This is a genomic window from Halalkalirubrum salinum, assembly GCF_005543295.1.
GTDB classification, from domain to species: Archaea; Halobacteriota; Halobacteria; order Halobacteriales; family Haloferacaceae; genus Halalkalirubrum; species Halalkalirubrum salinum.
Window position 1 is genome coordinate 1 of record NZ_SRSG01000016.1, and the last position, 21,961, is coordinate 21,961.

At 47.6% G+C, this 21,961-nt stretch carries 14 protein-coding genes and 1 pseudogene; 8 read left to right on the plus strand and 7 right to left on the minus strand.

The features are described from left to right. Positions 1–671: 671 nt before the first annotated feature. Positions 672–1,454, minus strand: coding sequence for a hypothetical protein (locus E5K03_RS06805; protein WP_138005700.1), 783 nt, complete (start codon positions 1,452–1,454; stop codon positions 672–674). A gap of 161 nt (positions 1,455–1,615) precedes the next feature. Between E5K03_RS06805 and E5K03_RS06810 the strand changes: the two genes are divergently transcribed. From E5K03_RS06810 to E5K03_RS06830, 5 genes are all read left to right on the plus strand, one after another. Next, a complete protein-coding gene (locus E5K03_RS06810; RefSeq protein WP_138005703.1) occupies positions 1,616–2,257 on the plus strand; it encodes a hypothetical protein in 642 nt (213 codons plus the stop codon). Between the two features lie 22 nt (positions 2,258–2,279). Continuing rightward, positions 2,280–4,412 (plus strand): hypothetical protein, encoded by a 2,133-nt coding sequence (locus E5K03_RS06815; protein ID WP_171006624.1) that lies wholly within the window; start codon positions 2,280–2,282, stop codon positions 4,410–4,412. A gap of 565 nt (positions 4,413–4,977) precedes the next feature. Further along, positions 4,978–6,102 (plus strand): tyrosine-type recombinase/integrase, encoded by a 1,125-nt coding sequence (locus tag E5K03_RS06820; RefSeq protein WP_138005707.1) that lies wholly within the window; start codon positions 4,978–4,980, stop codon positions 6,100–6,102. After that, positions 6,099–6,434, plus strand: coding sequence for a hypothetical protein (locus E5K03_RS06825; RefSeq protein WP_138005709.1), 336 nt, complete (start codon positions 6,099–6,101; stop codon positions 6,432–6,434). Before E5K03_RS06820 ends, E5K03_RS06825 begins: the two co-directional genes overlap by 4 nt. Positions 6,435–6,924: 490 nt before the next feature. After that, a complete protein-coding gene (locus E5K03_RS06830) occupies positions 6,925–7,905 on the plus strand; it encodes a hypothetical protein (protein WP_138005710.1) in 981 nt (326 codons plus the stop codon). Positions 7,906–8,368: 463 nt separating this feature from the next. Here E5K03_RS06830 and E5K03_RS06835 read toward each other — a convergent pair whose 3' ends face one another. Next, a complete protein-coding gene (locus E5K03_RS06835; RefSeq protein WP_138005711.1) occupies positions 8,369–8,779 on the minus strand; it encodes a hypothetical protein in 411 nt (136 codons plus the stop codon). A 519-nt stretch (positions 8,780–9,298) separates the two neighbouring features. On the opposite strand from E5K03_RS06835, the gene E5K03_RS06840 reads away from it, so the two are divergent. After that, positions 9,299–10,285, plus strand: a complete 987-nt coding sequence (locus tag E5K03_RS06840) for a transposase (protein WP_138005713.1) — start codon at positions 9,299–9,301, stop codon at positions 10,283–10,285. A gap of 25 nt (positions 10,286–10,310) precedes the next feature. Here the strand turns inward: E5K03_RS06840 and E5K03_RS06845 are convergent, their stop codons facing one another. Further along, complete coding sequence (locus E5K03_RS06845) at positions 10,311–11,429, minus strand: hypothetical protein (protein WP_138005716.1); 1,119 nt, start codon at positions 11,427–11,429, stop codon at positions 10,311–10,313. A 784-nt stretch (positions 11,430–12,213) separates the two neighbouring features. On the opposite strand from E5K03_RS06845, the gene E5K03_RS06850 reads away from it, so the two are divergent. Then, positions 12,214–13,152 carry a hypothetical protein gene (locus tag E5K03_RS06850; RefSeq protein WP_138005719.1) on the plus strand — a complete coding sequence of 313 codons (939 nt, stop codon included), beginning with the start codon at positions 12,214–12,216 and terminating at the stop codon, positions 13,150–13,152. A gap of 398 nt (positions 13,153–13,550) precedes the next feature. Here the strand turns inward: E5K03_RS06850 and E5K03_RS06855 are convergent, their stop codons facing one another. Genes E5K03_RS06855 through E5K03_RS06870 form a run of 4 tightly spaced genes read right to left on the minus strand, consistent with a single transcriptional unit; the run spans position 13,551 to position 21,206 of the window. Continuing rightward, positions 13,551–15,434, minus strand: coding sequence for an ATP-binding protein (locus tag E5K03_RS06855; RefSeq protein ID WP_138005722.1), 1,884 nt, complete (start codon positions 15,432–15,434; stop codon positions 13,551–13,553). Continuing rightward, positions 15,427–16,707, minus strand: a complete 1,281-nt coding sequence (locus E5K03_RS06860; protein WP_138005723.1) for a DNA double-strand break repair nuclease NurA — start codon at positions 16,705–16,707, stop codon at positions 15,427–15,429. Before E5K03_RS06860 ends, E5K03_RS06855 begins: the two co-directional genes overlap by 8 nt. Beyond that, a complete protein-coding gene (locus E5K03_RS06865) occupies positions 16,708–20,016 on the minus strand; it encodes an AAA family ATPase (protein ID WP_138005726.1) in 3,309 nt (1,102 codons plus the stop codon). Further along, entirely contained in the window at positions 20,013–21,206 is a 1,194-nt protein-coding gene (locus E5K03_RS06870) for a DNA repair exonuclease (RefSeq protein ID WP_138005730.1), read from the minus strand. The genes E5K03_RS06865 and E5K03_RS06870 overlap by 4 nt, the downstream gene beginning before the upstream one ends. A 557-nt stretch (positions 21,207–21,763) precedes the next feature. Here E5K03_RS06870 and E5K03_RS17385 point away from each other — a divergent pair. Continuing rightward, positions 21,764–21,961: pseudogene (locus E5K03_RS17385) on the plus strand (transposase); the annotation flags it as partial.

Genomic DNA, 21,961 nt, shown 5'->3' on the forward strand with positions numbered 1-21,961 from the left:
CACGTGCTTTGATGCACGGAATACAGCTCGGTCTCTTGCGTCCCATAGTTGATTCACGCTCCGATGGGATAGCAGAATTTCCATCGAGTCAGCACGTCTCCAAGAACATATCACTGATTGAGGATTTCAACAGAGCCAAAATAACAGGAGTGGTAAAACACACAGATAGCCGAATTACAGAGAATAGTGATCCAATGACTTCCGCTGAGAGCCGCTAGAATCGGTCACAGATCCAAGGAAACCGTAAGATGAGGTATGAGTCGTATTAATGGATACTTTGGACGAGCGGCCCGTTTTAGCTCAATAAGCGTACAACAACAGAGCAAGGCCTCCCCGGTTCGGCTACCAAACTAGTATATACCGACCGAGTAAACCGTTTGATCGAAATGATGAAACGGAACGATCCTACCGGTTATTTACGGATATCATCTCGACGCCTTATTCTTAGTCTATCAGGCGGGCACTTGCGATCGGTATTCCCGGATTTCTCGAAGATTAAAAAAATGGTTTTACCAGAGCGGTGCAAGAATGCCCCGCCCTCAAGGAAACCATCCCAACGGTTGAGTAGGGCGGGGTAGTTCACGACTCGTGACTGCCATCGTCAACTACGAACGAGGAGCTAACCCCGACAAAACGACAATCGAGGTGTGTCAATGATTCTGTGGCACCCTCTATTCAATATCAATTCCTAACTGCCACCGTTTCGGCGAATCAAGCGTTATTTGTGTGACTGCCTCTCGAAGATCTGACTCGGAGTGCCACGTTCGGCATCTGTTTGCCTCCTCAAACCGTCGGAACAAGGCGAGATGAACCCAGCTGTATGCTGGCTCATCTGTGTCTCTATTGGCGAGTTCTTTGTCAAGGAATTCTGTGAGCTCGTGTTCGGTGATCTGAATGTCGTCATCTTGAGCTGTGGCGAGGAGACCGTGCAATTCTCCCTTCTTTTGGCGATCGTTCAGATCGGCAGCAAACGCGATGTGGCGAGCTATTGCCAGCACTTCGTCTTTCGTGTCGAAGGTGCTGCGACCAACTCCGTAGTACTCACGGGGCAAGACGACCGTCTGTGCGAAGCAATGGTCCTGACGGAGCAAACCGAGTTCAACTGCCTCGCCACCAGAATCTTTCTCGTAGATGGCGACGTTCAAATCAGCAAATTCGGTCAACAGATGGAATTTGAGTTCAAATTCCAATGGGTCAGTCCGACCTTCGCCGATAGTGAGACCCAGCGGTGGCGTATCACCAAGTACGACGGCCATGGCAGTTGTCGCTTTGGCAAGTTCGTACTGCGCGATTCTGAGCGAACGGTGGTAGTCTCGACGGTAGCTTCCAAATACGACATAGGAGGTATATCCTGCTGCCTGCAGTTGTGGCAGTTCCTTGTTGACCCAGGTCCGAATAGCTGCGTAGTCCTCGCTCGGAAGCGTAATCCCTGAGAATGCTCGTTGCAACGCCACATGTACCCGCCGTCGATGATCCGCTTCGCTGGGCCCCATCTCTACCAGTCAGATATACAACGTCAGCTAATGAGCATTTCGACTATGTCGAATATTTCAACAAAAACCGTCTTGGTTTCTCCGAAACATTTACCGCGCTTGTTATTGTAGTATCTCTCACGATGAGTTATCCGGATGCTCCATCGGATCAGACGACTGCCAGGGGGCGACCGATCGAGCATGTCTTCGATATCGACGATGCAGCACCTTACGAAACCCAGCGAACCGTACAGCGGTATCTCTCACAGGAGACGCGGCACAATATCCTCCAAGTGATTCTCGGGCATCCCGCACATCTTGTCTCAGTCACTGAGTTTGACTATTACATCTCGAAGAGCCGTTCAACGATCAGCGAGCAATTGGACAATCTAGCCGGTCACGAGATACTCAGGCAGTACCACCACGAGCCGAACGCCAACGTTAGGGACATCCCAGCGGATTTCTGGGGGTTCACAGCATTCGGTATTGATCTGCTCGAAGAGTACAACTACCTTCGAGGACTGCCAATCATGCGTGCTGCCCACGACACAACGCACAAAACAGCAGTGGTGCAACGCCATGAAGACGCCCCTCGACCGGACCTTGACGAATCAATCAATAACGTGCTTTCGTATAGTGAGCCAGACCACCCAGACGACTTAGCGGATTCGGCTTCACTCAGCGAGTTGCGTGAGCAGACATTTTATGCTGACGCTGCACCTGTTGATACACGTGTACTGAATGAAGGCACAGACGGTGATCGTACCCTTGACGAACTCTTCTAACTTCAGATTATCCTAAAGACGCATGCTTGACTCGACAAAGGCAAAAAATATCGACGCAATACACGATCACACGACTAAACTAGTTCAGTCGGCAGTTGATGCCGACAAACCAGTGCTCATAGAAGCGCCGCCAAACAGTGGAAAAACAACGAGTGCAATCAAATTGGCGCTTCACAGTGAGACACCAGTCACGTATCTCGCTAGACGGATCGACCTCTACGAGCAAGCTGAAGAAATGGCCAAAGAGCACGGCGAGATACGATACAAACGTATACCAAGCCCGCATCGAGATTGTCCCACGTTTGACGAAGACGAAGACGAAGACGAAGATGAAGACGAAGACGAAGACGAAGATGAAGACGAAGATGAAGACGAAGATGAAGATGAAGACAAAAAAGGCCTAGCGGTGGAAGTGAGGCGATTGTATGCGAAGGGATACTCCGGGAAAGAGATCCACCACAACTTCTCAGAGAAGACGCCATGTGGGTTGTCGTGTGAATATCTCCAAGCAATGAGGGAGATTAAAAACGAGATCGACGAGATCGATCTGCTTATTGGTAACCATAGTCACTGCAATCGACAAAAGTATGTGGAAAACCGGATCGTTATTATTGACGAATTTAATCCGGAGCCGTTCCTTCAGCCCTTCCCAGACGAAGAACGAGATGTAATTAATGACCCAGGCAAAATCATTCCGGAGTTTCTGAACGCAGTCGCTGATTACGATGATGCCTTCCCAGCAGGGACATATCGAGACGTTACCGATCTCATCCAGAACCGCAGTAATTCAACCGAGTGGATGGCGGCTATTGACTGGTTTAGAGAACACGGTGCAAGCCGATTCAAGGCACAGAATTTCGAGTTTTTACAGCCGACAACTGAGGCTTACAATAAGGTACACACATACGCACCATTTCTAACGTTTTCTTTACTCTGCATGGAACGGATTGGTCCTGGGGTCGAAGTTGCCCCACCACAGGGTGGTGAATTAGACGAAGCTTGGGAAGAAGCTAAGCTTACGCCATCCACGAAATGTCTTCGTGATCGAAATACTGGCGTTATGTATGTCTTAGAAGTCCCAGACCTTTCGGCTGCTGCTCAGGTAATCGGACTCGACGGAACCCCAACAGTAGAACTCTGGGAATTACTATTTGCACCTGACACAGGATTCAAACACGACCAGGTATTGAGGCGAGAAGATTTTTCGACGTATCTTCGTTCCGCTATGAATATGTCAGTCGTACAAATGGGCGAAGGGATGTATCCTTTTGCAGGTGGAAGAATTAACCAATTGGATGGGGAGCGATTTGCTACTGTTCAGGCAATAGAAGGCGAAAAGTTTGCGTTGATATCGACGAAGAAAGCTCTCAAACGGTACAAGAATTGGGGTTGCTTAGATCGTTATATTAAGCCAGCAGCTGGGCTGTCAGACCAACAGAAGAAAAACAGGATTTCAGAAGATCATCAAGCGCTCCACTACTCGCTGGTGAAGAGTTCTAATGATCTCAAAACTGAATCAGTAGGGGTAGTTGCCGGTATGCCGTTCCCAGATAACAACCTTGTTCGAATCTGGGCGGGGTTCTGCGGACAAGCTGTTGAAATCACCGGCGATGACGCTGTTAACGAAGAGAAATCATTTGGCGAGTTTGGGGACAAAATATACCGGCACTTCGCACACAATCAGGTTGTCCAAGCAGCTCTTCGGTTTGGGCGTGATAAGAGCGTCATTCATAACGGTGGGTCAACCGTCTATATTAGTACAACTGCACTCCCCGAATGGTTTGAGGTAGATCGCAAACTCACTATTCAGAAGAAAGAAACACAAAGTGCGGTTCTTGCGAAGCTCTTTGACATCCATCAAAACGAAGACAAATCTCAACTTGCTTTTCGAACCATCTCCCAGATACACGACCAGATAGAATCGGATCGAAAACTCCCAGATACATCAAAAAGAGGGGTCAGAAAGGCCTTAAAAAATCTTACTTCGACAGAGCACATCATCGTGAAAGAAGATGGTGGAAAGTTTGCTGCTGACCTCTACAGATGGAACGAGGATGGCCAACGGATGCATGATAGCTATAAGAGACAACGATTCATGGCAGGAAATGATATTCGGGTGCTTGATATACGGTCTAACAATAAAAAATATTGTTAGTTCGTACCATGGTATACCGTTCGAGCCAGCGCACATTTGCCATATTTACATCGATAAGATCTACTAGTATTATTGATTAATAGAGAGGAACAGGATCATCCTCTGGGTTTTGACTTGTCGGAGATGCTCTCTAGTCGATTTTAATACTCGTTGAAGGATCAAAAGACAATGAATCTCGACATAGATCGCGCTCACATTCTGCGATTTCCTCGCAGTTCGTGCGACTCAGATAGAGGCTCTGAGATCGCATCAGTTATGAAAATTCACAGAAGTCGATAGAAGAATCCACTCGTTTGAGCCTCACAGAAGTCGATAAAAGAATCCACTCGTTTGAGCCTCACAGTGATCGAACAGCGAGACTCACCGCTGGTCCGCATGCTGCCTGCAATCAATGGCTAGTGCAAAGCAAATATGACTAATAAGAAAATCATAGTCAGAGAAGAATCACTCTCGAAGAACAACACAATCTTTGAACAGAGATCTCAATTAGAAACCACAGTCAGAGAAGGATCTCACTCAAAGAACAGCCCAGTTTTCGAACAAAAGAGCAACGAGGTGAGCGCCGATGAGTATTGATGACGATGACTTCGTCGATCGGCATATCGAAGACGGATTTCCTCACCGGCCAGACGATACTGATCGGAGCAGCTCCGCTGATTTGAGTCCGTTATCGCCTAAAGAGGCCGTCTCATGGTATCTTAACCGTCGTCGAAACGAACTCGCTGATTCATCGCTGTACACGCATCAATCAAGCTTGAATCACTTTATTCAATGGGCAGAGCAAGTTGGCCTCGATAACCTCAATGAACTCGACGGACGGACCCTTCAGGAGTACTTACATTGGCGTGTCGAGGAAGCTCCTGACTCAGTCGATCGGTTGGCTCCGAAGAGTGCCAAGACGCAGTATGATATCACACGGAAATTTATCCAATACTGTGAGGTGATCGACGGAGTCATGCCTGGTCTTCATAAGCGAGTCCTTCCGTTCCGGGTCAAGAAAGCAGACGAAGTCCGAGACGAAATGCTTGAAATGGATCGCATCAAGGAGATACTCAGTTATCTTGAGACATATCACTATGCATCTCGTGATCACGTAATTTGGGTTATCTTGGCTGAAACTGGTGTCAGGATTGGAGCGCTCCGATCTCTCGATATCAAAGACTTCGATCCGGACAATCGGGTATTGCGATTCCGGTATCGACCGGAGACAGGCACATCACTAAAGAATGACCGGAAGAGTGAGCGACTAGTCGCGTTGATCCGTGATGGTTCAGTGGAAGCGATTCAAGCCTACATTAATGCTCAACGCGTTGAAATCACAGACGATTATGATCGACAGCCATTGATTACGACCCGTAGGGGTCGGATCAGCTCATCCACAGTCCGAAAATCGGTCTATCGGTGGAGCTGTCCCATGGCAATCGGAGAGGAATGTGATCACAACGTCACGATGACAACAGCGGATGCATGGCGATGTTCAAATAACGCCTGTCCACATATGATTCGGCGAGGAGTCATCACTCACCTTCTTCGGAATAATGTGCCAGTGACGTTTGTATCCGATAGATGTGATGTCAGCCCAGAAGTGATTAAACTCCATTACGACGGGCGATCTGAAAAAGAACGGACGGCAACTCGGAGGCAGATGATCGAGCAGCGGCTGAATCTAGATCGAGAGGGACCAGCATGAAGTTCTCTGACGAATCTCGAAGTGATTGGGTAGAGACATCCCATCCACAAGTGTTCTACCGTTCAGAAGATGATAGACTGCATCGGGGTGAATTTACTCTTGGTAAGATGATTGCGGATCATCTCCCCGAATGGACTCTTGTCATTGAGATGGGCCACAATCGGGAGACGGAAATCCTGTTTGAAATCTGTGACAACAGAAATGTTATCCACATGGATTGTGATGTGATCGGACCAGCATCATATCAAGCCCTCAAATCAGAGCACCATCAGCGAGATGCGGTGAAGGCAGCAATGAATATCATCTACACCGTGATCGCAATCGAAGACTAGAACTGCTGCGACCTCACCTGATTCGTCGGTTCGGAATTGTCTGAGAAGGCCTCAAGTACCGTTTGAGTGAATCACTCTTGTCCATCAGATCACGGTGATTTCGCTGATTTCGATCTTGCAGTCTAACCGCAGGTGTGTAGCCGCCCAAAAAGGGCGGGCGGAGGCTTACCTCCATGAAATGCAGTAAACAACACGACGAGAGATGCATCGAACAAGAAAAACTCAAACATAACAGAAAGAAAATCACATCAATCGATAATATTTCTTTTTTGCGTTGCGTTCAGAAATCCCTCCGGAATGATGAACGGATCCAATGCTATTCCTCTGTTACACGGTCTCTAGGTTGCGATCTACAGTTCACAACAACTGCACGCTGTGGAGTTCGGCTACTCACACTACTACTATCTGTATGCAATTGCATACATTATTATCATACAACGGGTCAGAATGTATCCGATCGACTACAACAGTCTGATAAATGGTGGTCGGCATGAGCGAGAAGATCGATCGAATGAGACTGAATCTCCGCGTTGATGAAGATGTAAAACAGGCATTCAACAGCGAAGTGAAATTCAAATTCGGAAAATGTCGACCATACGCTGGGGTCGAATTGGAACGTGAACTCCGATACTTCCTCGATCAAGGTGAAATTGCGGAGTTACGAAAGGTCGTTTGTGAACTTGCCGACTCTTCTGAGAATTCGACTAACGAAAAAAATTCTTATTCGACGAATCGTGATAAGACAACTGTCGTTTCTTATCGTATTGCTGAAGATATCCGTAACAGGCTGGTAACCGTCGCTGAAGACGATTTTCGCTCTCCCGGCGAACTCGTGGAAGCGATTATGTACGGATACACTACGGAGGGTAGTGCAATCGAACGGTTAACACAGAAGCTCAAAAAAGTCGCTGCCAAGTCACACACAGATGAGCGTGATTCAATAAGTGCGAAAGAGCGTCGCACGAAAACAATCGCTCAGGAACTTGAAGGAGGTGAATTTAAACTCGATGATTTCGATGAGGCAGTCAAGCTTGCACGGGGTATCGGTGTGGGTGACCACGCCCGAGAGGAGTATCTACCCAGAGTATTAGAAGAATTAGATTACACGTGGCATCCACAGAATCCTGAATTATTTATTGAGGGTGAAATATTTGATTTCCCAGACGTTCGAGATCCCACAAATAAGCCGCTAATCCTGATGGATGAAGAAGACAAACGATTAGCCATCAAAGTCGCTGCCTATAGAAATAAGACGAAGAGTTTTGGGACTACCTTCAGTATTGATGAAGCAGTTGATTTATTTAGAGGGAAAGTCCGGAGAAGTACAGTCCGTCCATTAATGCGAGATATCGCAGATACGTCGCCCGGATACAAGTACAATCAAAAAAGAAATATGTTAAATATTGATAAAAAACTAGTCAAGCGTCATCCCAATGAGAACCAAGAGGTTCTGATTATCGTACATAGATAGTGGCTAGTAGTCAACCTAGTTCTTACCGAGTATAGCGAAACTGTTTGATCTGTATTCTGATCGAATCTGGTATTGAGCTACCCACGACTAAGGTCCTGTCTCTTACCCATAAGTTCACGAAGTCCCGAACGGACGTTTCAGATGTTGTCGTACCCGATTTACCATCGCCCGATCGAGGCGAAGAGAGATTCAGGCGGTGATCTCGGCGGTGGGAGGTTACTGCGTGCGGATAAACGAGATCGCCAAATCGGTCCACAAGGCTGTTGTACGTGTCGCAATCGAGAGTTTTCAGTGAGGTTCCTCGATCTCGAAACCGACTCGATTTGTGGGTAAGAGACAGGGCTAAAGCCGTGGGTTTTCTCCTATATATCGTATAATTAATCAGCACAGCAAAGAGGGACGACCGAGTGTGGTCGTGAGATGACTAAGAGCGAAACACTAGACCGCAACAATAATATCTTACTTATCCCCACCCAAGAAGTTCGGAGCTGTGCTTCTGTGCTTCAAACTCATCATACGCACTAACATCTAAGACCCACAACTCATCTGGTTGCTGAGACGGACGTGCGATTTCGGTTTCAAACACGTACTCGTCCTCGGAATCATTAAGTCTCGTTAGCCATATCCGATGCCCTCGACAAGGTCGTGAATAAACAGTTAGAGGCAGATGAGTATCGGTCAGTTCTCCAAGCGTCTTGAGATCCTCTTTGTTGACGATGAGGCAATCAAACGACGAAAGCCCATCAATTCGTTCTTGAACAAATTCAGCAGATAGTTCAAAGGGCGATGGCATCCCTCTTTCGTGGAAACGGACAACAGGGATACGCTCGCCGTTCAAGTTTTCTAAGATTTCTTCGATTGTTAGTTGTGTCATAGTTGTGTATATTTCGTATCGGTTTTATTTTGTATCGTTGGTCAGTAGAGACATCTCTATCGACCAGTGTATTGTTTGTCAGCCTATTCCCCGGTCTGATTTGTGATTGTAGTCTTTTTTCTGTATTTAATTTATACTAATAATTTGCTACTTATAAAACCTCGCAAATTAGAGCTAATTAGTCGGTGATCACATCATATATACCGATATTTCACTTGTCGTCAAATTTGTTAGCGAAAACTTACTATAAATTTTGAAAATAGTAATATGAGCATTTTAAGATGTATTCTATGAATTTATGCTATTATATTTTAAAGAGATGAAATCTAAAATTGACGTATGAGGTAGATTCAAATCAGATATATCATTTTAATTTTACCTATGTTTCAGTATCAGAGGATGTTAGTATGAATAAGATAGGTGCGTATCTCGGCCAAGGAGCACTCCCAGAGTTTAACATCTAAGAGGGTGTCATAGAACGATTAGCACACCAAAGAGCAGGGTGAATGCTGAGATGGTATGGCCTCAGCGACCCTGCAAGATGATCCTTCGGTAGAGACGTTCTTCAATGTCGCGGAGACCGAGACTCTAGCGTTGTTTGAGCATCTCTCCTTCGAGTTTCTCGAAGAGTTCGACGTGTTCGCCCCGGCGGAGACGGGGCGAACACGAGAGCACGAGCCACCAGAGATGATGCGTGGCTTCCTCCACTGCTACTATAAGGACATCTACGGGATTCGTCCGGTTGAGCGAGAGCTTCGGAACACGGGTGTTTGGCTGAGCTGTGGGTTCGATCGACCACCGTCAAGAGACGCGGTCGATCGCTTTCTCACCGACCTCGAACACGTCGTTAACAAAGTGTTCGACCACCTCGTCGAGCAGGCCGCCCGCCGCGGCCTGCTCGACTTGACCTACTGTATCGATTCAACCGACGTGAGGGCGATGCCTGCCGATCAAGACGCATCGAAGTGCTACGATCCAACCGACAACGAGTACTACTACGCCTGTACGATCGTCTCGACCGGGCAAAAGATCCCGATTGCGGCGGAGTTCACAGAGAGTAAGCAAGCGCCAGAGGAGACGGCGATGCGCGTCACGCGTGACGCGCTCGCCGTCGCCAAGCCGATCTGGATGGCCGGTGATAGTGCCTACGACACGCTCGACTGGCACGATCACCTGCTGGCCGCAGGGGTCGTGCCAGTCGCTCCGTACAACGCGCGAAACACCGACGAGCCGAAAGATATTGAGTACAGAGTCGAAGACCGCATCGACGAACACAGCGAAGACGTTCAACTGAAGCAATCCACGCTGGATGAGACGTACAATCGCCGTACTGGAGTCGAACGAACCAACGAATCAGTGAAGGGCTGCGGCCTCGGGCGAACGCACGCCCGAGGCCGCGTCCACGCACGAGCACAGGTCTTCCTCGCTCTGTGCCTTCGCCTCGTCGTCGCAATCACCAACTACGAACGCGGAGACAATCCGGGAAGCACAATCATCACGGTTTGAGAAGAATTCTATGACACCCTCTGAATCAAACTAGTTCTATTCGTTCTTCTGCCAGAGGTGTGTGACCAGCGAATATAATAATGCGAATAGCTGCAGAATCACTTAATGGATAGTTCAGATCATCAGATGAGAATTCCATACTATCTGTATGTTCTCCTGGTTTTGTTTCTCCTTCGCTCATAACTCCGCCTCCCACTATACTGTTCTCTGCGATATATTCTCCATTTTTATTTACCCTTGCAGAGGCCGTATCTTTGGAAAAATTTGTATTTGAATCGGCTGCCCATGGTGTTCCTTGTTTGTTTATAATGAGTGATTTTAAGGGATGGACAAATCCATTATTTAGTATATATTTTATATTAATTTTAGCTCCTTCTTGATTCATTTCAACACTGGCATCTTGCAGCTCAAGTTGGGGCTGTTCAAATTGGACAGTGTATGTCTGCTCTTTTGTTACAGATGCTACTCTTATCGTATGTATTCGTTCCCAATATGAGCCATGAAGCGGAGGATATCCTCTTGAATTGCCAGTATATTCTAATTTATTATTTAATCTACTTTGCGAAAACTGGTTATCGACATACGGTCCTTGTGAATCAACTATTTGAGCTTCAGCAATGTCGTTTTTGTTTATTCCGTCAGGGGATGGAAACTCGCTACTTACAGCATAAGTATATTCGTTATTGACCTGAACGGTTTGATCTGGGGTATAATTAAATCCGTCTGGCCAATTAACGATATGAGATATATTATTTGTAATATCTTCCGTTTCAAGAGTGTAGAACTTTGTTTGGCCAGATCCTAGATCCCATACTGGGATATTTGTATTAGAGTTGTGGATAAATATCAATTTTTTATCATTATCCGCATAATTAGTTATTTTAATAACTTTTGATATATCTGGCGATCCAGTTGTCTCTACTACTTCCGAAATTATTCCCGTTTTATTAGATTTTTCTGTACTATCTTGTTTAGTTGAATTTTTATCTTCATTTGTTACATTTCCTTGTTTTTCTGTGCTAGAGGAATTATTTTGTTGTTCCGGAATAGGAGTTTCTTCCTCCGAATTATCACTTTCTGAACAACCACTTACTGAGACGAGACTGATTGCTCCAACTCCTCTGAGCAACTTTCGTCTATTCATAAGCAGTTATATTCTACACAGTGTTATTGTTATAAGCTACATATTAGGGTGTCATAAAACAGTTCACACCCGCCATGTGAGGGTCTACCTGAGGAGTAATCCAGTTTTCACCGAGATTCTACGCACTCAATGAGACGATCGGCCCGCTATCCAAACCATGAGAATCGTTCTATGACACCCTCATCTAATGATAAATGTTCAACCCAACGTGGAATCATGAAGGAGATCGCCCTTGTGCTGACGAACTGCTTAGATATAATAGGGAGCACGATTCTGCAAAAGTATAGTGCAGAGTTGCAAAACAATATCAGCGAGAGGAGAACCTGTATTCTCAGATGAATTTACATCTATACGGGTGGCATAATAAATTCACAATCAGATAGCATTTCTACTAGTACCGTTGGCTGGCAGTACAATCATAATCAAGGTAGTTTGTTGATTCTCGCTATAGAACGATGCTGTGGAAGGATAGAGCAGATACGAATTTACCGACGTTAAATACGCTGAGGCCCTCAAATGACTCAACCCATTCATACTTGATCGAATCAGATAAGAAATCAAAAGTTGGGCTCATTCAAATTCCATTAGTCTAAATAGATTATTCAAATAGCCGTTAGGTAGGGGTTCAAATAAACCAGTAGCGTCGCACAGAGCGATCGTATTAGGTAGTGAGAGACTCGAACACCGGCTTTGGGTGTAAGAAACCAGCTACGACTAGGGATTTCAATAATTTTTGAGCATTATTTTACTGACCTTTATATTACTCAGCGAATTTAAATATAATATGTCGTTCGACCTACCTTCACAAGCAAAGTTTTGGGGAATCGGAAAACCGGAACTACAGATTTTGTATATAATTACATACTATTTAAACAACAACCCGTTGTCGATAGATGGCGAGGATCGGCGTATCAGCACTCATCACGATCTACCACTCGAAGATATGTTTTTAGGTATAGAAGAGCCCTATGAGGAGTACGAACGCCCACATATGCGACTTTTGAATAACGGTCTCCTCCAAGAGGAGTATGTCTGTCGGCGAAAAATTGACTGGGCACCCACGCAAGAGGGTCGGCAGGCGATCCGAGATGTTTTGCATCCGTGGAGCGATGAATTGCAGCCGTCCTGGGCCGAGGAATCAGTGTATAAAATACATACTTACGACAGATCGGGCCGCGGGCCACTCTTTGGCGACCCAAATGAGGGGGTCACCCACCGGAAGGGAGTTGAGGTCGCCGGATGGGTTCTCCAATCGATGGCCTGGACATATGATATGGATATGGAAATGCCGTACGGTCTCGAATGGTATCCGACCGATCGACGTGGAGAGTCGTGTCATGACCTCCACGTTAAAACAAATGAATACATGAACGATGTTGGCGTCGAAGTGGTAACTGACAGTAACAACATGGATCGGTTAGTAAAGAAGTGGAAACGATTTCAGAAGGAAAATAGAACCAACTTGTGGATCTTTGATCGTCGAGAAACCGCTTGTAAGATGTACAATGCACTCTACAAAAGCGGAGACTATGCCCTCGCTGGGAGGCAGTTCAGGAATTACAGCAATTGGAGTGCAAAGCTAATTAACGAGAAGGTTTGGAAATCGTCAGAAGTGTATCCTCAGAATGAGGCCAACGATGTAATTCAAACTGTCACAGGACTATTAGAGGGTCGTGGAGACATGCTACAGAATCTCTTCGAGGACTTCTATTCATCAAAATAATAACATTATTCAAATTGACCCTGAGGCATAGATTCTAATCCTACCACGTGGGACACAGCAGTATGGCCCTTTACGCATGATTTTGCCGATTAGAAAAGACCATCTTAGAGCCTATCAGTGCTCTGTAATCGCGTAAAGCGATTTTCACCCCCTGTGTAAAATAAACGCTATCGATCTCACCGGCATTACGCAGGTTTCTATCATATTTTTTGTATGAAAAGAGGACGAAACAGTCATGCTGATAGTCCGCTGTGTTGATTCACATCATGACTATTAATGTAGATATGAGGAGTTCAACAGATTATAGCTTAACAACAGTGACAGCAACGCCGCAGTGATACCGTTTTCGTTCCATCTTGTTGAGCAGCGTTTCAAACGATACATGTATAATGAATTTGTTAATTTCCGTGTCGTGTGACGCAGTATGGGAGGCCTTTCACTTCAACGGCCTCAACATCTGGTGCCTTCACAACTGCCTGTCCTTTGGCGAAGTTCGGAAGGTCCTTTTTGAACTCAGAAGGGATTGACGGTACGTCATCCACGACTTCTGCTTTCAGACCGAGGAAGATGTTTGTATTGATTTGCTTGATCACGTCATCATCGATATCATCCGGATTCTGCGTGATGAGACACAGCCCAAGCTTATATTTCCGGCCCTGTTTGACAGCAACGCGCGCTCGTCGAAGAATATACTCTTCACGGAGGCTACTTGCACTCGATAAGTAATTATGTGCTTCGTCAACTGCGACCAGCATCGGCGTGTCACGAACAGCCGGATCAACGTGGTAATCATCGATCTTGTTCTCAATTATGTAAGAGAGAATTGATAGTACTGTGAGTCTTTCCTTTCCACCGTTGAGATGGCTTGTTGGAATCACCGTTACTTGTCCTTCACGGAACACCTCGTTGGAAACCTCCGGAAGGAACGCAGTCCCCTGATCGAACACCTGGTGGAATGTGTCACGGTGGACTCGTCGGTTTACTGCACTCCACGTTCCACCAGCAATATTGTTCTCTTCGCGTAATCTACTTTCATCGGAATCATATTCATCAAGGAATTCAAGAAAATCAACATACTTTGGACGATCCACGGAACGGTCTGGGTACCCGTTTTGCGAATCGAAGCATGAAAAGTATGCGTTGATGCAGTCTTCTATTGCGCCGCGCGTAACCTCTGTGGGAGTGTACGGCATCAACATTTCGGGGCGTCCACGGACAATTTCGAAGGGAATTGATAATTCACGACTTTCCATTGTTGAAGGGGCATTCGTACCGGCAACTTGCGGGACGAACACATTGAGATTATCAACGCCGCCGTGCTTGATGTTATGTCGGCGGAGTTCCTGTTGAAACGCATCGTTGTTCACGACAGCATCGTTATCTTCGCGCATCTCCCAATACTCGTTTTCAGGGTCGATGATAACGAGGTTAAGTCGTCGTTGTTCCTGTTCGCCTGTATCGTGATGATGAATAGGATACCGTTTCTTGGAGACAAATTGCCTCAACACGTTCTTTGTGAAATGGGTCTTTCCTTTCCCAGTTGAACCCGCAACGAGAGCATGCCTGAACACAGCTGGCTCGCCATCCTCAACCTCTCCTGTTTCTCGATGTATACCCGGATTACTGAGATAGTATGGAAAATTCTCTCCACCAACCGTCATTGGTTCACCCCCCACAGAGAGCCACCCAGTAAAGATACCCTCGCCTGGAATGTTCAGGCCCGTTCGGAGGCAGTCTTCGTTACGGGCGAGCTGTACTGGTGAATTCGGTTTCGGAATTCGATTGACGATGCCGCTCTCAATATTATCTGATCCAACATTTTTGAGAATAGATAGAGGTTCTAATTCTGCAACTTGGACATACTCTGATTCGTCAAGATCAACATGAGCGCTAATCTGGTTGTGGGCGTCAGATTTGTCGTCGAGATCAGTGTACGGCTCGTAGCGCAGTGAATCGGTTACTGCGAACAGTTCGCTTCCTTCGTCTGGGTAGGGAATCTGTACGTAATCGCCGAGGCGAATCCCTTCTCTGGCACCCGTTCGAATGAACGCGTTCACTTGATAATCACGTCTGCTGACGTGAATCTCCTCGCTTGCAAGGACATGACCGAGTTCATTGTCAGCAGGGGGAGATACGTCACTCGGGACCGTTCGTCCTGGCACCTCAGTACCGTCAGCCGGGGGTGCCGTGGTTGTTGGTTCGTCGTCTTGTGTGCGTTCAGATTCGTCTGAGTTGCTTGAAATCGGATCGTTGTTGATGATGTCGTCGATGTTGTCACTCATAGCTTCGTGGATCTTCGAGATGGCTCCAACGCCCATCGCGGTTGTAGTCGAATGCAGACTCAACTGTTTGGAGCGCGTCGCGGATTGTTTCGCGGTTGTCAGGACTAATGCGTGCGATACGGTCAGCGCGTGCCACAGCTCGTGGGACATCGCCTTGCCGGGCGATCTCTTTGAGAGCTTTTAGAAGGATCTTTTCTCGACGATCCTTATCGGTCAAGAACAGTGCTGGGGTCTCGACTCGGAACACATTCCCAGTTTTTGGAGTGCGAACATATGCGAACGCACGTCGGTAGGCTGCTGGTTGGCCGTGGCTGAGCTCATTAGACACCGCCGTGAGCAGGTCGAATGCTTTGCCTCGAAGTTCGACTTTTGTTTGGAAGAACCATGATGTGTACGTGAGGTGGTCAAGGCTGTCATCGCGGAGCACTTCTCCAATAAACTGGTGGTCCCTGAGCCACGGAACATCGTGAAGCGTCCCGTATGGACCTCGAAGGTCGTGCTGTGTGATCTTCGCTCTGAGTGAGTCTGTCAGTTCACCCATAGAAGAGGTCTTTACTATTCCTAATACGGGAATATCGCGTTCAAAACACGCATCCACAACTGCAACGTAATTCTCGATAACATTCGTGGGTAAATCCCAGTTTCCAACAGGTGCGCCACGACCCGCACGATCGAGTAACGTCCAATAAATAACGCTAAGAGGGTAGACGGAACCATCGAGAAATAGCGGGCCATCTACCTCGTCAAGACACCGTCGTGCGTGCTTCCCTTCTGCGAGCCGCTGGACTGTTGACGTGAGAATCGAGGTGACGTTCGCACGCTGACGCATTTCGGGGATACGTATGATCTCTCCTTTGACATCCCCAATCTCGGTTTGCTCCTGATGGAGTGTTACGTTATCATCCTCAAGATACACGCCTGTGACGACAGTTCCTCGTCGTTCGGCACTTCGGTCACTGTTAGCGCCGCTTACTCCGAGTTTTGCATGTGCCGTATCTACGACAAGCCCGTTGTTGTATTCTAATGGCCGGGTCGTACTTGCATCAACGCCGTATGTCGGTTCAGTCCACAAATCCTCAGTCCATGTTCCGAGTTCTGTCTTGCGAGTTTTGAAATACTCCGGTTCGTCGAGTGGTTCAACTGTTCCGCCATCATGGCTGAGGAGATCGAACAGTTCGCGGGCATGTTGAGCTTGATCATTTACTTTTCGTGGGATACCAGCATCTACGCGTTCGGCGAGTTGGCGAACTACGTCAAAAGCCCGTTCGTCCATTTAGTCGTCACCTGGCATGCGTCCACCTCGATACACATCGACTCTGCTGGCATTCGTATCCTTGTCGATCGATATTTCGATTTCGTGTTCAGCTCCTTGAATAAGGCGCTCGTCGTGAGAGACAACAATCACTTGCGGAACATCCCACTCGGAGATACTGTTGAGCATCTGTTCAAGCCGTCCAACATGGCCTTTATCTAGGAATGTTGTCGGCTCATCAAGAATAAATGGTGGAAGACGACCGCTGTCCCCCTCGCGCATCTCCGCGATAAGCTTGTAAATTCCCGCGCGAAGTGCGAGGTTAACGATTGCTCGTTCGCCACCGCTGGCATTACTCGGGTGTTCAAGCGTCCCGTCATCACGAAGCAACTGAATCGCGTACGGCGTTCCATCAGGCCCTTCCTCAAGGATGCGCACCTGCTGGTAGCTACTGTTCTTGTATATATCGCCGAAGATGTCGTTCGTGTACTCGTTAATGTACGCGAGGTACTGCTCACGGAGGTCCGCTTTAGTGCTCCTGTACACAGCGATCATGCGATCAAACTCGACCGAACGCTTCTCTGCCCATTCGCGCTTCTTTTCTTCCACCTCAAGGCGATCATGAAAGTACTCTAGATTCTCAAGATCGTTCTCAAGCACTGTTCGTGCTTGCTTAAGTGAGTCTAATTCAGCGGTCAGTTCCTCTATTGTGTCTTCACGTTGTTCAATTTTTTCCGTAGCTGTTTCTAGCTGGTCTCGCTGTGCTTCGACATCGATCGACCCGAGTTCTCTCTCTAAATCAGCAATATCCTCCTCGACACTGGTGATCTGTGAGTTCAGGTTATCAATTGTATCCTGTGCGTGACCGATGTCCTTCTCGTAACTCTTGATAGTTGCCTCTAATTCACTGATCTCCTCGTATGCATCCACAACACCGTCAACGAGCTCACGCTGTTCCGTCGCAGTAGTAACTGCTTGCTGTGCCTTCTCAAGCGCTGCTTCGGCGTCAGAAACCGTTTCACGTTGCGCTTTGATCTGATCATCGTACTCGTCAATCTCCGCGTTCACGTCAGATATGTCCGATTCAAGATCAGCCTGTTCGGTTTCAATCTCATCGAGTTCGTCCAAAAGTTCGTTTCGCTCTCGGCGAAGTTCTTCGACGGACTCAAAATTCTCCACGACATCTTTACCTTTCTGTATCTCCGATTCAATCGACTCGATTTCTGAGTTGAGATCTACAATCGTATTTTTAATATCTTCAACTTCTGACTCTGCGGATTCTAGTTGTCTTTCAGTGCTACTTAGTTCAGATTTTACTTCGTCGAGGTCATCCTCTAACGCTTCTAGTTCATCTTCGAGCGTGGCCACTCGCTCGGTTTTCACATCGACCGTGTCATCACGGAAGCTTCGCAGTTCAATCGCATCTTCACGACACTCATCTAGAGCGTTTCGTCGCTCAATCAGTTCATCGCGTTCCTGTTTTGCCCCATCAAGCTTTGATTCTACTTCTGTAAGTTCGGAGTCAATCTCTGCGAGTTCAGACTCAACGTGTGACGGGTCAACATCTTGACCACATTTTGGACAAGTCGCTACCCCATCAAGTGCCTGTAGCTCATCGCGGTCACTCTCAAGCGTCGTCTTGCGCGCCTCCTTTTGTGTGACTGCAGTGTTCGCCGACTCAATTGCATCTTGGAGGTCACTTTTTCTTTCAGGCAGCCGCTTTTCGATAAGCATCTGCAGCGTGTCACCAGACACGTCCAAATCAAATTCAGAGATATCGGCAGCGAGGCTCTGTAACTCCCTCTCAAACTTATTTTCTGCCTCTTCTGCCGCCTCACGCGCAGCTCCCAGTTCCGACTCTAACTCTGTTATGTCATCTGACAACTGTTCGATTTCGTCACGCGCGTCCGAAACATCTGCCTGCAACTCTGCACGTGTTTTTTCCGCTGCGTCTAAAGATGCCTCTTTGGCAGCCCGATCTTCTGACAGTTCATTTTTCTTCGTCATCAACGTTTCAATGCGTGCGTCAACGGTTTCTCTCGCCTCATCAGTAACCGATCCTGAAACGGACTCGTCGGAGAGGAACTCGTTTGTTACCGAATTTCGATGCTCAACGGCAGTTACAACATCTTCCTCCGCAGCCTCAACCTCATCCGCTAAGCTTTCTTTTTCTGCGAGGAGGTGATCGAGATCCGCTTCAAGCTCGTCAGCTTCGGCGACCAACGCATCCTGTTCCTCGATGAGGCGGTCCAACTCCGACTTTGCTTGATCTAGCTTTCCCTTCCTATCAGTTTGTTCGATCTGTACCGATTCAACCGCTTCTTGAGCGGCAGCTAGCGTTTCCTCAGCGGCTTCTTCGGTCGCCAGATCTACCGATATTGGATCAGTTGTCGATGGATCATCGAGCTGGTTGAGTTCCTCTCGTTTCTCATCGATCTCCTCGTGATGCGCCTCAATCTCAGCCTCAGCCTCCGCGATCGCCGTCTCAGCCTCTTCGATTTCGCGTTGGTTGGCTGCCCGCTCTTCGATGAGGCTCTCACGCTTGTCTTCGGCTTCTTCAAGATCAGTCTGCAATTGGCCATGATTCTCAAGTCGTTGCTCAACGTCCTGTTTCGCATCTCGGAGGTCGTCTAGGAACTCCTCTACTTCCTCAATCTCTGCTTGTTTGTTTGAGATTTCTGATTCTTTCTCGGCGATTGTAGCCTGGTACCCATCGATGTCATAGTCAAATTGTTCCTCAATCGTCTCACGATGGTTCTTTGCAGATTGCTCATTCTCACTCGCAATTCGACCCATCGCACGACGAGCGCCTTTTGCCCGGAGTTCGTAGCGATCGATCCGATCGAGTCCGAGAAGATCATCGATGAGTTCTGCCCGAGCATCATCGTCAAATAACTCATCCACCTCACCTTGCTGCACGTAGACCGACCGAGAGAAACTATCCTCATCCATCCCTACGACACCAGTAACTTCAGAGCGGACATCACGAATCCCCGAGATTGGCTCCGAAAGTGCAGGCGAATCAATTTCTGCTTCGTTCTGCCCTTCTGTATCAATTGTCCATGTCACCGTGTACGACGTCGCTTCCACTTCGAATGATAACGTGATCACGCCCTTCCTTCTACCCCGTCTGACGATATCGTCAAGGTTGAAATTATTCGACCCAACATTTCGAATCTTTGAAAGAAAAAGCCCGCCAAAAATGCCCATAAGCAGTGTTGTCTTCCCAGCACCGTTCTCCCCATGTACAAGCATTGTTTCATCGGGGAACTCAATCGATTCGTCCTCGTAACTCCGAATATTCTGCAGATGTAGATCTGTGATCTTCATTTTTCGACCTCCATTTCGGTAGCGGCTTCCGGCGTCTCCTCCGGCCCAAGGTCATCAAACGCTTGCTGCTGTGCATCACTGAGCAACTCTCCGAAACTATCCGCGACACGGTTCACATTCGTATCGAGTTCATCCGCTTGGCGAATCTCTCGATCGACATCAAGAGCAACCGCTGAGAACTTTTCGTCTGCGAGTTTTTCTTCAATAGCATCATCAAGACCCTGCAGCGACATTGCTTCGATCGACTCTACGTCAAGATCCACACGGCCACGATTATCATCAACACTAACCACAGCGGCACCGGCTTCACGTGCCATCTGTGTTACCTCATTTGCGGTGACAGCAGCCCGATCACCGCTCAATTCGACTTTCGCTACAGCGCCATCAAGATCGTGTCTCTCCAATACGTCGCGGGCATGGCTTGCGCCGTCTTCTTCCCCGAACGCAATCTCAAATACAGCGAACGGCCGTGTTTCTAGCTCAATCTGGTGACGTTTAATCCCGCTATTATCAATATATAAAATCTGCACAACCCCTGTTTCCTCTTGATCTTTCCCGCCGCGCTCGGTCGCACTAGCGTACCAAACGTCGGTCCCGTCCACTACGGAACTCGCCGGCTGATGGAGGTCTCCAAGTGCGATCCCATCTAGATCAATCCCAGCCCGGTCAATGACCTCAGCAGCCGGGTACACACGTCCCATTCCGCTGACGAGCGGCGTGAGGAGCTCATGCATACACAGAATCGTCCACGCTGCCTGTTCAGGTGGCTCCTCAAGCTCTAGCTCGATACTGTCCCACACGCTCGGCCGCACAGCGTCGATCCCATACAACGCAACATCGCCAACCATCGTCGGTTTTTTTCCGAGTCGGGAAGCAGCGCTCGTCCGTCTCAGCAAGTCAAGCCACTGCTCATCGTTTTTCCGCTCGTGATTCCCCACAATTCCATAAAACGGAATCCCATGCTCTTCAAGCGGTTTTAGCGCATCAGCAGCACGCATCACTGTCGGGAGCGACGGAACCGGGTCGTCGAACAAGTCTCCCGTATGGATTACGGCGTCCACATCACGATCGATGGCAACCTCAATCGCCTGTTCAAATGCTTTCGCAAAGTCCTCTCGACGGATATCCGATCCGTACTGTCGTTTCCCCAGATGGGAATCACTGATATGGAGGATACTTGTTCTAGGCATTACCAAGAAATGTTAGCGGACCTGTATAAATGTTGAGCAACCGGAGTGAAAGTGGATAACGGAAATCACTCTGTTCTCGAAGCTACAGCCAGATGTGAGAGCACCTGTTATAAGCTCTAACAGCGAGTTTTTCATATAATCTGCTTGGTAGAAATCCTATTCCTCAGAAATATCACCATATAAAGATGTTTATTTAAATCTGCTAATATACCACCGAGATTTCAACCGATTCTGATAGTGCTCCATACAGGGCGAGTATTTTGTACTAGACTCTGATGGTATCGATGAGTGAGATCGAGCCGACCAAACTGATAGCGTCTAAGCCGTCGATCAACGTTTCGAAGTCTGCCGACGATGCCACGCTTAATCCTATGTTATCGGTTTAAGATTGGCAAGGTATAATTATGCTTGAAACTACCTGATCCTTAATTGAGGATATCTCAAACAAAATTATAATAGCCTGTTGCACGACTTCGAGATTAACTCAGACCTATCGAACAGCAGTCACTAGCAGTAGAATTAGTCAGTTTTTCTAGATAGGAAGTCGGATCAATGTTATGCACAACACCAGATCCGACACAAGCCGAAACACGGTTGAATCTCATAAGAGTACTGTTCGTGCGTTTCTCCAAACCCACGGTGAAGTCGCTTCGAAAGAAGCACTCCGCGCTGGCACCTCGGTGCCAGCGTGGTATATCACCCAAATCTCCTCTACAGATGCGTTCTACACCTCGCTGAACCACAACGGCAAATAC

Bases quoted from the DNA above. Each gene is read 5' to 3' on its own strand.
- E5K03_RS06845 (WP_138005716.1), bottom strand. From the start codon at position 11,429: ATGAATAGACGAAAGTTGCTCAGAGGAGTTGGAGCAATCAGTCTCGTC.
- E5K03_RS06820 (WP_138005707.1), top strand. From the start codon at position 4,978: ATGAGTATTGATGACGATGACTTCGTCGATCGGCATATCGAAGACGGA.
- E5K03_RS06830 (WP_138005710.1), top strand. From the start codon at position 6,925: ATGAGCGAGAAGATCGATCGAATGAGACTGAATCTCCGCGTTGATGAA.
- E5K03_RS06870 (WP_138005730.1), bottom strand. From the start codon at position 21,206: ATGCCTAGAACAAGTATCCTCCATATCAGTGATTCCCATCTGGGGAAA.
- E5K03_RS06860 (WP_138005723.1), bottom strand. From the start codon at position 16,707: ATGGACGAACGGGCTTTTGACGTAGTTCGCCAACTCGCCGAACGCGTA.
- E5K03_RS06835 (WP_138005711.1), bottom strand. From the start codon at position 8,779: ATGACACAACTAACAATCGAAGAAATCTTAGAAAACTTGAACGGCGAG.
- E5K03_RS06815 (WP_171006624.1), top strand. From the start codon at position 2,280: ATGCTTGACTCGACAAAGGCAAAAAATATCGACGCAATACACGATCAC.
- E5K03_RS06850 (WP_138005719.1), top strand. From the start codon at position 12,214: ATGTCGTTCGACCTACCTTCACAAGCAAAGTTTTGGGGAATCGGAAAA.
- E5K03_RS06840 (WP_138005713.1), top strand. From the start codon at position 9,299: ATGGCCTCAGCGACCCTGCAAGATGATCCTTCGGTAGAGACGTTCTTC.
- E5K03_RS06865 (WP_138005726.1), bottom strand. From the start codon at position 20,016: ATGAAGATCACAGATCTACATCTGCAGAATATTCGGAGTTACGAGGAC.
- E5K03_RS06810 (WP_138005703.1), top strand. From the start codon at position 1,616: ATGAGTTATCCGGATGCTCCATCGGATCAGACGACTGCCAGGGGGCGA.
- E5K03_RS06825 (WP_138005709.1), top strand. From the start codon at position 6,099: ATGAAGTTCTCTGACGAATCTCGAAGTGATTGGGTAGAGACATCCCAT.
- E5K03_RS06855 (WP_138005722.1), bottom strand. From the start codon at position 15,434: ATGAGTGACAACATCGACGACATCATCAACAACGATCCGATTTCAAGC.